This is a genomic window from Bradyrhizobium cosmicum (assembly GCF_032290525.1).
Lineage (GTDB): Bacteria > Pseudomonadota > Alphaproteobacteria > Rhizobiales > Xanthobacteraceae > Bradyrhizobium > Bradyrhizobium cosmicum_A.
Map to the genome: position 1 here is coordinate 198,007 of NZ_JASXTA010000001.1, position 12,474 is coordinate 210,480.

General features: G+C 66.6%; 11 protein-coding genes and 1 pseudogene. 4 read left to right on the top strand and 8 right to left on the bottom strand.

The features are described from left to right. Positions 1 to 61 precede the first annotated feature (61 nt). Both QSV46_RS00895 and QSV46_RS00900 read right to left on the bottom strand, forming a co-directional pair. Positions 62 to 1,447, bottom strand: a complete 1,386-nt coding sequence (locus tag QSV46_RS00895) for an amidase (RefSeq protein WP_314945076.1) — start codon at positions 1,445 to 1,447, stop codon at positions 62 to 64. Further along, on the bottom strand, positions 1,428 to 2,624 hold the full coding sequence (locus QSV46_RS00900) for an MFS transporter (RefSeq protein WP_314945079.1): 1,197 nt from the start codon (positions 2,622 to 2,624) through the stop codon (positions 1,428 to 1,430). Before QSV46_RS00900 ends, QSV46_RS00895 begins: the two co-directional genes overlap by 20 nt. A 26-nt stretch (positions 2,625 to 2,650) precedes the next feature. Between QSV46_RS00900 and QSV46_RS00905 the strand changes: the two genes are divergently transcribed. Beyond that, positions 2,651 to 2,986 (top strand): hydroxyisourate hydrolase, encoded by a 336-nt coding sequence (locus QSV46_RS00905; RefSeq protein WP_314946437.1) that lies wholly within the window; start codon positions 2,651 to 2,653, stop codon positions 2,984 to 2,986. Here the strand turns inward: QSV46_RS00905 and QSV46_RS00910 are convergent, their stop codons facing one another. Genes QSV46_RS00910 through QSV46_RS00925 form a run of 4 tightly spaced genes read right to left on the bottom strand, consistent with a single transcriptional unit; the run spans position 2,987 to position 6,832 of the window. Then, the gene (locus QSV46_RS00910) at positions 2,987 to 3,802 is read right to left on the bottom strand and encodes an ABC transporter permease (protein WP_314946438.1); all 816 of its coding nucleotides are present in this window, start codon (positions 3,800 to 3,802) and stop codon (positions 2,987 to 2,989) included. Then, positions 3,802 to 4,665: an ABC transporter permease gene (locus QSV46_RS00915; RefSeq protein ID WP_314945082.1), complete on the bottom strand. Its 864-nt coding sequence runs from the start codon at positions 4,663 to 4,665 to the stop codon at positions 3,802 to 3,804. The genes QSV46_RS00910 and QSV46_RS00915 overlap by 1 nt, the downstream gene beginning before the upstream one ends. 4 nt (positions 4,666 to 4,669) lie before the next feature. Beyond that, positions 4,670 to 5,716, bottom strand: coding sequence for an ABC transporter substrate-binding protein (locus tag QSV46_RS00920; RefSeq protein WP_314945084.1), 1,047 nt, complete (start codon positions 5,714 to 5,716; stop codon positions 4,670 to 4,672). 24 nt (positions 5,717 to 5,740) lie between these two features. Continuing rightward, positions 5,741 to 6,832, bottom strand: coding sequence for an ABC transporter ATP-binding protein (locus QSV46_RS00925; protein ID WP_314945087.1), 1,092 nt, complete (start codon positions 6,830 to 6,832; stop codon positions 5,741 to 5,743). Positions 6,833 to 6,920: 88 nt separating this feature from the next. Between QSV46_RS00925 and QSV46_RS00930 the strand changes: the two genes are divergently transcribed. Next, the gene (locus QSV46_RS00930) at positions 6,921 to 8,300 is read left to right on the top strand and encodes an amidase (RefSeq protein ID WP_314945090.1); all 1,380 of its coding nucleotides are present in this window, start codon (positions 6,921 to 6,923) and stop codon (positions 8,298 to 8,300) included. On the opposite strand, the gene QSV46_RS00935 is transcribed toward QSV46_RS00930, so the two are convergent. Together QSV46_RS00935 and QSV46_RS00940 are read right to left on the bottom strand one after the other, a co-directional pair. Continuing rightward, positions 8,301 to 9,050 carry an aspartate/glutamate racemase family protein gene (locus QSV46_RS00935; protein WP_314946439.1) on the bottom strand — a complete coding sequence of 250 codons (750 nt, stop codon included), beginning with the start codon at positions 9,048 to 9,050 and terminating at the stop codon, positions 8,301 to 8,303. Between the two features lie 2 nt (positions 9,051 to 9,052). Continuing rightward, positions 9,053 to 9,760: a GntR family transcriptional regulator gene (locus QSV46_RS00940; protein WP_314945093.1), complete on the bottom strand. Its 708-nt coding sequence runs from the start codon at positions 9,758 to 9,760 to the stop codon at positions 9,053 to 9,055. A gap of 151 nt (positions 9,761 to 9,911) precedes the next feature. On the opposite strand from QSV46_RS00940, the pseudogene QSV46_RS00945 reads away from it, so the two are divergent. Both QSV46_RS00945 and QSV46_RS00950 read left to right on the top strand, forming a co-directional pair. Next, a pseudogene (locus tag QSV46_RS00945) lies at positions 9,912 to 10,757 on the top strand (aminotransferase class III-fold pyridoxal phosphate-dependent enzyme); the annotation flags it as partial. Beyond that, complete coding sequence (locus QSV46_RS00950) at positions 10,754 to 12,436, top strand: long-chain-fatty-acid--CoA ligase (protein WP_314945096.1); 1,683 nt, start codon at positions 10,754 to 10,756, stop codon at positions 12,434 to 12,436. The pseudogene QSV46_RS00945 and the gene QSV46_RS00950, both read left to right, overlap by 4 nt. Positions 12,437 to 12,474: the final 38 nt, after the last annotated feature.

The following is a 12,474-nucleotide window of genomic DNA, read 5'->3' on the forward strand; positions in this document are numbered from 1 at the left end:
AAGGGCTTATGCAGGCGTGAACGCGATTTGACCCGTCGGGCAAAACAGGGGTAGATTGCTACTATTCCGAAATCGTCGCGCGCCGCCAAAGCTGCGCCTCGATACGCCGTGCGGCGCGCAGCAGCGTACGGTCGTGGCCGCGCCGGGCGATGATCTGGAGGCCGAAGGGAAGGCCGTGCGCGTCCACTCCGCATGGAATTGAAATTGCGGGCAGGCGCGCGTGATTGACGAAGGGCGTGAACACGGCATGCCCGCGCGGGCTGGCGGGGCGGCCGCCGATTATGTCGGGTCCAAGCTGCGTGAATGGCCAGGCGACGCAGGGCACGGTCGGCGCCAGCAGCAGATCGGTATCGGTGAAGAAGGCTGCGAACGCATTGGCGATCGCGGCGCTCGCCACCAGCGCGCCGGCGACGTCGGTGCCCGACCAGGACAGCCCTCGCTCGATCTGCCTGGCGATATCGGGATCGAAAACGGCCGGGTCCATGCGGAAGGTGTCGCCATACAGCGCGGCGAGGCCGGCATGCTGAAGCGGCATGAGAGCCTCTTCCGTCGCGCCCGCCGGCCAGACGGGATCGCGCTGCACGATATGCAAGCCTGCGGCGGAGAGGTGCTCGACAGCAGACGTGATGCCATCGGCGACGACGTCGTCAACTGCGACGTCGAGCCCGAGACGCGGCGAAAATGCGATGCGCAAGCTGGCGATGTCATCCGCCTCTGGCGCGATGACGGCGGAGTCCGGATCGCGCGGATCGACGCCCGCCATGGCCTCGAATGCCAGTGCGATATCGGCAACATTGTCGGCGATCGGCGCGATGACGGAGAGGCCGAAGAACGGTTCGGCGAAGCCGGGCCCATAGGGGATCGCCCCGTAGGACGGCTTGAAGCCGGTCACGCCGACATGGGCGGGCGGCCTGCGGCTGGAGCCGCCGGCATCGGTGCCGATCGCGAGCGGCACGAGGCCGGCTGCGACCGCTGTGGCAGGTCCGCCCGACGAGCCGCCCGGCGTCAGCGTGGGATCAAGCGGATGGAGCGTGGGCCCGTACAGCGGTGATGTCGTGACGCCCTTGCTGGCGAATTCCGACGTCGCGCCGATGCCGACGACGACCGCGCCGGCCCTGCGCAACCGCTCGATCGCAATCGCATCCTGCGGCGCGATGAAATCGGCGAACAGGCGCGAGCCCTGCGTCACGCGCCAGCCTCCGGTCCAGATATTGTCCTTGACGATGATGGGGACGCCGGCGAGCGGCATCATCTCGCCGGCGCGCCGGCGATCGTCGACAGCGGCGGCACCGGCCAGCGTGCGCGTGGGATCGATCGTCACTACCGCGTTCAGCGCCCTGGCGGCCTCGATGCGCGCGAGTGCGGCCCTGGCGGTTTCCACCGCGCTCGTGCGTCCGGCCGTGACGTCGGCCGCGATCTGGCATGCACTATTGACCGGCTTTGTCATGACTTCCCCAGATCAGCGCCAATGTGCCGCAGAGCGCGAGGCACGCCAAGGCGAAGAAGGCTGCGCCGAGGCTGGCTGCTCCATCCATGATCGACACCAGCGCCGGCGCCGCCAGCAGTCCGGCGTAGGATGCCGTCAGCACCGCGCCGGTGGTCTCGCCGATCCTGTCCTGCGGCGCGAGCCGCGCGATCTCGGCGATGAAGACACCGTTCCAGCCTGATGCCGTCAGGCCGAACAGCGCTGCGACCGCGAACTGCCCGGTGCGACCGAGCGATGCGCCATCGAGGCCCAGCAGCGCTGCGCAGAAGGCCATGCCGATCCCGATGACGACGAGCACCATGCGCGAGGCATCGAGGCGCATGGCGACATAGCCCCAGCCGAGACGGCCGATCAGGCCGCCGGCTTGCGCGCAGGCCAGTGCCAGGCCGGCCTCGATATGGCTAAGGCCAAGCTCGCGCGTGCCGAGCGTGACGAAGACCGTGTTGAGCGACACCTGCATCGCGCTGAACGGCATCGAGGCCAGCGCCAGCATCGCGATGCGCCGGTCCGCCGTCACCAGCGCAAGCCGCGCGCGCAGGTCGAGCTTCGGCGGCGGCACGACCTTGCCGGCATAGGCCGGCCGCAGCCGCTCGAACAGCGCGATCGCCAGCAGTGCGCAGGCGCCGACGGCGCCATAGCACCAGGCCGGTCCGAGCGAGATTGCGATTGCGGGCAGGACCAGCGAACCGCAGACGGCGCCGATCTGGTTGCCGGTCTGGCGCACCGAGAACACGAAGGCGCGCCGCTCGGCGGTGACGAGCCGTGCCAGCAGCGCTGCGCTTGCGGGCGTCTCCGGCCCCATGGCAAGACCGAGGCAGAGGCCCGCTGCGAACAGCGCGGTGGTCGATCCGAACGAGGCCAGCGCCATGCTGACGGCGATGGCCGCTGCGCAGAGGCTCGCGATCCGGAGCGAGCCCAGACGCGTGATCAATCCGCCGCCCCAGAACGAGGCGGGGATACCGACGGCGAACACCGCACACGAGAACAGCGAGAGCTGCCAGACCTCGATATGGGCGCGGGGCGCGACGACGCCGGGCGCGAACAAGGCAAGCGCCACCAGCGCCTGGAGCGACGTCATCGCGCCCAGGGCCGGCAGCAGCGCGGGCGCTGGCCGAACGGCTGTGTTTGCGTCTACCATGGCGGCGCGCACACGGGAGGAACATGGTGGCAGGCGGTATTTCCATTCACGCGGTCGATGTGGCGAGCGGACGGCCGGCGCAGGGGCTGCGCGTCGAGATCTGGCGGATCGATCCGGAGTCCTCGCGCATCGCCGACGGGCGGCTCGGCGCCAATGGCGTGCTCGATCATGCCATCGCGCAGGGCGAGGGCGTCTCGGCAGGCGAGTACGAGGTCCTGTTTCATCTCGGCGAGTTCTTTGCGGACAGCGACGGCTTCCTCACCGTGACGCCGTTCCGCTTCCGTATCAAGAACGTCGACGAGCATTTTCATCTGCCGCTGAAATTCACGCGCTGGGGTTATTCGCTGTTTCGCGGCGCCTGATCAGTTCGTCAGCCGTCGTGACAGTCCGGTAACGCGCTCCATCACCGCGACCATCGCAACGGTGGCGATGATCAGCACGCCCGACAGTGCGGCAATCGTCACGTCGAGCTTTCCCTCGAGGTCCTGCCACATCCGGATCGGCAGCATATCGGTCGCGGCATCGCGCAGGAACAGGGACACCGGCACGTTGTCGAAGGACGACATGAAGGCGATGAAGGCGCCCGCGACGATGCCCGGCCGGATCAGCGGCAGCACGATGCGGCGGAACGTGTAGAGGCGGCTCGCGCCCAGCACAGCCGAGCTTTCCAGCAGGGCCGGCTCGAGCTGGGCGAGCGCGGCGACCGTGTTGCGCACGACATAGGGCACGCAGACCACGGTATGGCCGATCACCAGCGTCAGCGGCGAGACCGGCAAGCCGACCAGCGAGAAGAGCATCAAGGCGGCAAGGCCGAAGGCCAGCGCCGGCAGCACCAGCGGCGACATGAAGAGCGAATCGAGCAGCCGCGCGGACAGCCGCGGCGAGCGCGAGATTGCCAGCGCGGCCGCGACGCCGAGCACGACCGACAGGCCGGTCGCCCAGAACGCGACAATGAGGCTGTTCTTGGCCGCGAAGTGCAGTTGCCAGGCATTCCACAATTCGGCGTACCAGCGCAGCGAATAGCCCGGCGGGGGAAAGCGCAGCGAGAAGCCGCTGGTGAAGGAGACGATCAGCACCACCAGCGAGGGCGCGATGATGATGACCAGCGCGATCACCGCGATCGCCGTCATGACGAATTCGAAGCTGATGGCCTCCAGGGTGCGCTTGCGACCGTTCATCATGCGCCTCCATAGCCGCGCGACAGCCGGCCGAGCGTGGTGAAAACGGAGACGACCGCGAGCACGGCGAGCAGGAAGATGATCGAGATCGCGGAGGCAAACGGCCAGTTCTGGAGCGTCGAGGCCTGCTGATAGAGATACATCGGCATGAACAGCATCTGTCCGCCGCCGATCAGCGACTGGGTGATGAAGGCGGTGATCGCGGCGGCATAGGTCAGCGTGCAGCCGGCAATCACGCCGGGCAGCGACAGCGGCAGCACGATCCTGAAGAAGGTGCGCCAGCTGCCCGCGCCGAGCGAGCAGGAGGCATCGTCGAGATTGGGATCGATGCGGCCGAGCGCGGTGATCAGCGGCAGCGTCATCAGCGGCATCTGCACTTGCGCCAGCGCGAGCACGACGCCGAACTGGGTGTAGAGCAGCTTTAGCGGCGTATCGATGATGCCGAGCGATTGCAGCGTCGCATTGATGATGCCCTGGCGTCCCAGGATGACGATCCAGGCGAAGGTGCGGACCACCACGCTGGTCAGGAGCGGCAGCAGCACGATCAGGATGATGACGGTTTGAAGCCGCGGCCCGACCCTCTGGTAGAGCCAGGCGATGGGAAAACCAAGCACGAGGCAGACGGCCGTCACCTTGGCCCCCAGCAGCAGCGTCGAGCCGAGCACGCTCAGGCTGAAGGGATCGGTGAGGAAGTGCAGGTACTGGCCGAGCCCCCAATGGAGCGCGGCCGTGTCGTTGTGCAGCGAGAGCCAGAGCAATTGCAGCAGCGGCGCGACGAAGAAGACCAGGAAGAACAGCGCCAGCGGCGCTGCCAATCCCATCCCGTAGGAGGTGACGTCCCGTGAGGCCGGTGCTCCGCCCATAGCGTTAGATCTTGATCTCGCGGTTGAAACGCTCGATCCAGGCCGAGCGCTGCTCGTTGATCTTCTTCCAGTCCTGGAACACGAATTTCTGCTTCAGTTCAGTGGTATCCTTGGCGAGCACGCGCGCGATCTCGCCACCCATGACCACCTTGGAATTGGTCGGCACGATCAGATAGGGCGGGTTCATCAGCGTGGTCTGCACCTCCAGCGTCAACGCCGCCTCGATCAGCTTGAAGGCAAGCTCACGGTTCGGCGAGTTCTTGACGATGTGGATCGTGGTCTTGAAGGCGATGGCGCCTTCCTTGGGCGCCACGAATTCGACCGGCACGCCGCGGGCTTTCAGGATCTGGATGGCATTGAAATTGCCGGGCGAGATGTCGATCTGGCCCTGCTGGAACAGGGTCGCGAGCGCGCCGGGATTGGCTGCGACCGCTGCAAGGTTGGGCTTCAGCTCCTCGATCGCCTTGAAGCCGGGATCGACATTGGCTTCCGAGCCGCCGCGCATCTTGGCGATCTCGACCAGCCAGCCGGTGCCCAGCGTCGAGTTGAGGTTGGTGATGCCGACGCGGCCCTTGAACTCCGGCTTCCACAGATCGGCCCACGATGTCGGGGGCGTCTTGACGGCTTCCGGATTGTAGGTGAGGCCGACGACCTGGAAGAACGGGGCAGGGCCCATCGGCTCCTGCGCCTCGGCGATCAGGTCCTTGTAATAGGCGCTTTTCTCGACAGGATAAGGCTCGACGAGATCCTGGCCGATCGCGACGAGGGCCGGGCCGGGATCGTGCAGCATGACGTCGATCGGCGGATTGGCCTTGGCGGCATTGACCTTTGCGATCTGGTCGACCGAGAGCATGGGGTCGAGCACCATCGCGGCATCGGCGTTCGCCTTGCGGAATGCAGGCACCAGCACCGCCTTGTGCGCCTCCTCCCAGCTTCCCGTAAAAGTCGCGAACACCAGCGGGCGGGCCTGGGCATAGCTCAGTCCGGGAAACGCCTTCATGGCGCCGAGTGTGAGTGCCGTCGTCATCAGGCTGCGGCGGTTCATGATCATGTTCGAACTCCCTCTGGACTGGATCTAAAGCGTTGCGGGAAAAGCGTTGGCGAGCGATGGGGCGAGCGGGGCTAGACGCACCGCGGCGCCGCTCTCCAGCGCGCGCGTCTCGCCGATGCGCGCCTGGGAAACCTTGACGCCGGAGCCATCGGCCGTCTTGATCTCGTGAACGACGGTGGCCCCCAATGGTAACGACATGCCGACGACGCCGGCAAAGCCGGTCTCGTCGCCGACGAATTGCAGGTGCTCGGGACGAATGCACACGGTGACGCGGCCACCTTCGCTGAGGGAGCTCGCGGGCCGTGCGATGATCTCCGCGCCGGCATCAAGGCGAACCTTGGCGGCGGTACGGTCCGCCGAGACGACCACGCCGGGCATGCGGTTGCTGGAGCCGACAAACGTGTTCACGAACAGCGTCTGTGGCCGGTCATAGACGTCGGACGGCGATCCAAATTGCTCGAGCTTGCCGTGGCTGAGCACGGCGACGCGGTCGGCCATCGACAGCGCCTCCTCCTGGTCGTGGGTCACGATCACCGTGGTGATGCCGGAGACGCGCTGCAGCCGCTTGACCTCGATCTGCATGTCGAGCCGCAAATTCTTGTCGAGCGCGGCAAAGGGCTCGTCGAGCAAAAGGATCGACGGCTTGATCGCGAGCGCGCGGGCCAGCGCGACGCGCTGCTGCTGGCCGCCGGAGAGCTGCCGCGGCAGCCGTTCGGCCATCGCCGGCAATTGCACCAGCTCAAGCAGGCGCTGCGCCTCGCGCCGGCGGGTCGCCTTGTCGATACCGCGGGCGGCGAGACCGTAACCGACGTTCTCGCTGATCGACAGATGCGGAAACAACGCGTAGTTCTGGAACACGATGCCAACGGCGCGGCGGTTCGGGGGCAGCGCATCGACGATGTCGTCGCCGATGATGATCCGCCCCTGCGTCTGCGCGATGAAGCCGGCGATGATCCGCAGCAGCGTGGTCTTGCCGCAGCCGGAGGGGCCGAGCAGCGCGATGATCTCGCCGCCCTTGATGTCGAGATTGATGTTCTCGACGGCAAGCGCGCCACTCGGATACCGGTGGGTGACGGCGTCGACGACGAGCGAACGGCCGCCTTGCATTTCAGCCATGATGTTGCCTCCCGTTCTGCCGAGGAAGAAAGCAAGTCTCGTGCCCGCGGCGCTCGCCTTTCGATGCGAGGTTTGGCATTGTGGCGCGATGATTTCGATCTGCGATCTCACCGCAACGTCCCTCGCGCGCGCCATCGCGAAGGGCGAAGTGTCCTCGCGTGACGTCGTCGAGGCGCATCTTGCGCGGATTGCGGAACGGGATTCGCAATTGGCGGCGTTCGTGACGGTCGATGCCGAGGGCGCCCGCCGTGCGGCGCAGATCTGCGATGCCGCGCCTGCGCCGATCGGCCCGCTGCATGGCGTGCCCGTTGGGATCAAGGACCTCACGGATACCGCGGGGCTTGCGACCACTTACGGTTCGGTTCTGTTTCGCGATCACGTTCCGGCCGAGGACGATCTCGTGGTCGCGCGATTGCGGCGCGCCGGCGCGATCGTTCTGGGAAAGACCAACACGCCTGAATTCGGCTTCGGTGCGGTCTGCACCAACAAATTGTGCGGGCCGACGTGCAATCCGTTCGATCCCGCGCTGACCTCCGGCGGATCGTCCGGTGGCTCTGCCGTTGCGGTTGCGGCCGGCATGGTGCCGCTGGCGCATGGCACCGATTTCGGCGGCTCCGTGCGTATGCCCGCGAGCTTCTGCGACGTCGCCTCGATCCGGCCGACGCCCGGCCGCATTCCGTCGCCGCGCCGGCCGCTCGGCTGGGACATGCTCGCCACCCATGGTTTCCTCGCCCGCAGCGTTGACGACCTCGAACTCGCGATGTCGGTCTGTGCCGGAGGCGATGCGAGCGATCCGTTGTCGCTGAGCGTCGTTAGCGGCGATCGGCCCCTTATCGGACGCGCGCGGATCGCAGTCACGCCCGATTTCGGCGTGGCGCCGGTTGCGCGCGATGTGCGTGCGCGTTTTGTGATGGCTTGCCAAGCACTCGCGCGCGTTGCCGATATCGTACCATCCGCGCCCGATTGCGGCGGCGCGATCGAAACCTTCCGCACGCTGCGCGCCGCGCACATCGCCAACAGCTATGGCGAGCTGCTCAGGACGCGTCGTGCCGAGCTCACACCCACCGTGATCTGGAACATCGAGGCGGGCGCAAAGCTCTCCGCCGAGGATTACCTCAACGCCGAGCGCCGCCGCACCGCGATCTACCGCAGCTTTCGCGAGCTGTTCGCGCGTGCTGATTTCCTGGTTGCGCCGGCGGCGTCCGTCTTCTCCTGGCCGAATGAGATCAGCGACGTCACTGCGATCGACGGCGTGCAGCTGAAGACGCCGATCGACTATCTCGCCGTTACGTTCATTGTCTCGCTTGTCGGCTTTCCGGTCCTGACCGTGCCGGCGCGCCAGGAGATCGGCGAACTGCCGTTCGGCATCCAGATCATCGCGCCACCGGGATGCGAATCCCGCCTGTTTGCCTTCGGCCGTATGATCGAGAACGAATTGGGTTTTTCGCATCGCCGGCCGCCTCTCTGATCAGCTGTCGCGATGCTCGAGCCGGGCGGCGAGCGCGTCGGCAAGACCAAGGGTGGGTTTGGCGGCGGGCCGGCGGAACGTGCCCGCCGTCGCCTTGCGCAGGCGTAGTGCATGAAGCGCCTCCGCCTGCTTCACGGCGGCGACCACCTGGTCGACCACGGGAACGGGGATGCGGTCGGCGACGCGCTCGGCCAAGCCCGAAAGCGGCGCACCCGCAAAAATCAGCACGTCGGCCTCGTCCTCGACGATGGCGCGCTGGGCGAGCGCGACGAGCATGTCCTCCTTCTCGGTGCCGACCTCGGAGATCGCCTGGAACGGCGTATCGAGCATGCGGATGCCGGCGCAGCGCTCCCACAGTCCGTGGGCGCGGACGCACTCCTCGTACCAGGGGCCCAGCGCCTGGGCGAAGGTGACGATGGCAAAGCGCCGTCCGGCCATGCAGGCGGTCAGCATCGCGGCTTCCGCAAGGCCAATCACGGGAATGTCGAAGGTTTCGCGCGCGGCGAACAGGCCGGGATCGCCGAAGGCGGCGATGATCGCGGCATCGACCTTGTTGTGTTGCTCGGCCAGCATCTCCAGCGCGATGGCGCCGCCGATCTGTGCCTCGGTCCGCGTCGAGATATAGGGCACGCCGCGGGTCGCGGTGCAGGGGATCAGCTCGGTGCCGGGCGCAGCCGCACGCTGCCCGACCTCCGTCATCAACCGGGTGACCCCGATGCTGGTGTTGGGATTGAGCAGCAGCAGCTTCATGGTCACGCCGCCGTCAGCTTGGGCTTGGGGGCGAGAGTCTCGAGCAGCGCGGTGCCGGTCTGGCGGACATGGGCCCCGAGCAGGCGGCCCGCGGCCTCGCCGTCGCGCGCCTCCAGGGCCGCGAGGATATTGGCGTGCTCGTCGACCGAATTGCTCCAGCGGCGGTCGGCGCCGAGCGCGAGATAACGTGCGCGTTCGGCGCGGGCGATCAGCGTCTCGTGCGCCTCGCGTAGCGGCGTGTTGCGCGCCATGCGGACGATGGTGTTGTGGATCTCGCCATTGATGGCGAAGTAATCGTCGAGCTTGCCGTTGCGATGATGGCCCTCCATGCGGGTCTGCAGCGTGCGCAGGCGGGCGAGATCGCGTTCGGTCGCGCGCTGGGCGGCGAGTTCGGCGGCCAGCCGCTCGATGCCGGCCAGGGCCTCGAACAATTCCGAGATGCCGTCGACCGCGAGGGCCGCGATGCGCGGGCTGCGGTTGGGGCGGAGCTCGATCAATCCTTCGGCGGCGAGCACCTTCATTGCCTCGCGCAGCGGCGTGCGCGACACGCCGAGCTCCTTCGACAGCCTGGTCTCCTGGGTCTGCGAGCCCGGCGGCAGCTCGCCGCGAATGATCATCGTCCGCATCCGCGCAGCGGCACGCTCATGCAAGCCCATCCGCTTGAGTTTGGGCGACTTTCGGCCCTTCGGCGCTTCCGATTTTGGCTGCACGCTTGCCTCACTTCTCGTGTTGATCTTAGCCGTTTCAGGCCCTTTGGCTTGCCCAAAATACCGACGTATCTCGCTGAAAACAATGGCATAGCGCGTAAATTGTATGCAGAATGCAGAATCCGGATTGCGCTGCGGCGAAGAGCGACGGATGATGCACGCGGGCGGCTCGAAGCTGCCCGCGCCGATGGCGCCGGTGCGCGTTTTGCCCGCGCCTGATGGTGCGATCTATGGGGCGCCGGCCAACAATGCTCCGCCGAGCGAATATCTGGCGGATGCGCCACGTTTGCTCGCGGACACGGCAGCAACAATCATCGACTACACGCAGGGCGGCATCTACTACGACGGCGCCTATCAGGACGAAGTTGCGCGGTGTGCACGGCAGGCGGGCTCGTACTGGATCGCTGACGAGGTCGTCACCGGCGCAGGTCGTGCAGGACGCTGGTTCGCGTTTCAGGGCGCGACGAGCCGTCCTGACATCGTAACGCTCGGCAAGTCGCTCGGCGGAGGTGCGGCGGCGGTTGCTGCCGTCGTGGTGTCGAAAGACATCGTTGAGCGGCTCAAGGGCACGAGCTGGCAGAATTACGGCACGTTGCGTGGCCATCCGATCAGCATGGCCGCGGTCAGCGCTTACCTCAAGGTCGTCAGCGAAGAGAAGATTTTGGAGCACGTGAAGAGCCTCGAAAAGCTGTTCACCCGCCGCCTGCTTGCGATCGCGCAAAAGCATCCGAGCGTGCAGCGCGTGGCGGGGCAGGGGTTGCACTGGACGGTGGAGCTGCACGGCCCGGATTGGCGGACCTGGCGCGCCGACACAACGGAAGTGCCGATCGCCTCGCGTGTGGCGGAGCGCGCACTGAAAGCCGGTGCCGTGATCGGCACCAGCGGTGAGCAGACCTCGCTGTTCCTGGCGCCTCCGCTCGTCATCTCCGAGCGCGAGGCCGAATTGCTGCTGGATGCGCTCGACCACGGGCTCGATATCGCCGACGAGGAGCACGGGTGAGCGCGGATCTCGCAGCGTCCCCTCGATCGCCGGCCTGGCCGGCGGATGAGCCCTGGCATCTCGCGATGCCCGAGGGGACGCTCTACGACGCGCTGGTGCGGGCGGCGAATGATAGGCCGTCGCATCCGGCAACGGTCTTTTACGGGGCGAGCCTGAGCTATGCCGAGCTGCTCGAGCGCGTCGATGCCATGGCCGGCTTCCTGCAAGGCGAGTGCGGCGTCGCGCGCGGCGACCGCGTCATGATCGCACTTCAGAATTCGCCGCAATATGTCGTCGCCTATTATGCGGTGATGCGTGCGGATGCCGTGATCGTGCCAATCAACCCCATGAACAAGACGGCTGAGATTGCATATCTCGCTGCGGACAGCGGCGCCAGAGTGGCGATCATCGGCAGCGAGTTGATCGAGGTCTTTGCTCCGCTGGTCGGCGAGGCCATCGTGCACGCAATTGTCGCGCGATATCGCGACGAAGTTCCGGCCGCCACGCCCTATACGCTGCCATCGTGCATCACCGAAGCGCCGTCGGAGGTGCCGTCGTCGCCCGCCTGGCATTCCTGGTCGGCTGCGATCGCGCAGGGCCTGCGGCCCAATGCGATGAGAGCTGGGCCGGACGATCTCATGATCCTGCCCTACACGTCGGGGACAACGGGCAAGCCGAAGGCCTGCATGCATACGCATCGCAGCGCGCTGTTCACCGCCGTCCTGCAGGCACGCTGGTACGGGCTCGACGGCAGTGACGTCATGACGGGCTTCATGCCGCTGTTCCATGTCGCGGGCATGCAGGGCTCCATGAACGCCGCGCTGGTCACCGGCGCGACCTTGTTGTTGATGGCGCGCTGGGACAAGGACCTGCTGCCCGATTTGTTCGAGACCTATGGCGTGTCGTTCTGGAACGCGGCGCCGACCATGATCGTGGATGTGCTCGCAAGCGCCAGATTCCGCGACCGCTGCTTTGCGAAACTGAAAGTGCTGACCGGTGGCGGCGCGGCGATGCCGACCGCCGTGGCCGAGCGGCTGAAAGGGCGCTTCGGCCTCGATTTCGTCGAGGGCTACGGCATGACCGAGACGATGTCGCCGACCCACCTCAATCCGATGTCCGCGCCGAAGCGGCAGTGCCTCGGCATTGCCGTGCACGAGACCGATGCAAGGATCGTCGACCCGGAAAGCCTGATCGAACTCGACGACAATATCGTCGGCGAGATCGTCGTGCACGGACCGCAGGTCCTGCAAGGCTACTGGAACAGGCCACAGGCCAACGCGGAGTCCTTCATTGAGCTGTCCGGCAAGCGATTTCTGCGCACCGGTGATCTCGGCTATCGCGATGCCGACGGCTATTTCTTCGCGGTCGACCGCCTCAAGCGGATGATCAATGTCAGCGGCTTCAAGGTGTGGCCGGCCGAGGTCGAGGCGGCGATGTACCAGAACCGCGCGATCCGCGAGTGCTGCATCGTGTCGGCGCCGGACGATTACCGCGGCGAAACCGTAAAGGCCCTGGTGGTGCTGGACGCGGCGGCGCGCGCAACCACCTCGCCGGAGGACGTCGTAAGTTGGGCGCGCGGCGCGATGGCGAGCTACAAGGCGCCGCGCGCCGTGGTCTTTGTCGATGAGCTGCCGCGCACCGCGAGCAGCAAGATCAACTGGCGGCTGTTGCAGGATGCCGAATGGGGGCGGACGGCATGAAAGCTGCTTGGCTGGAAAAACGGCGCGAGGTGGCGTTA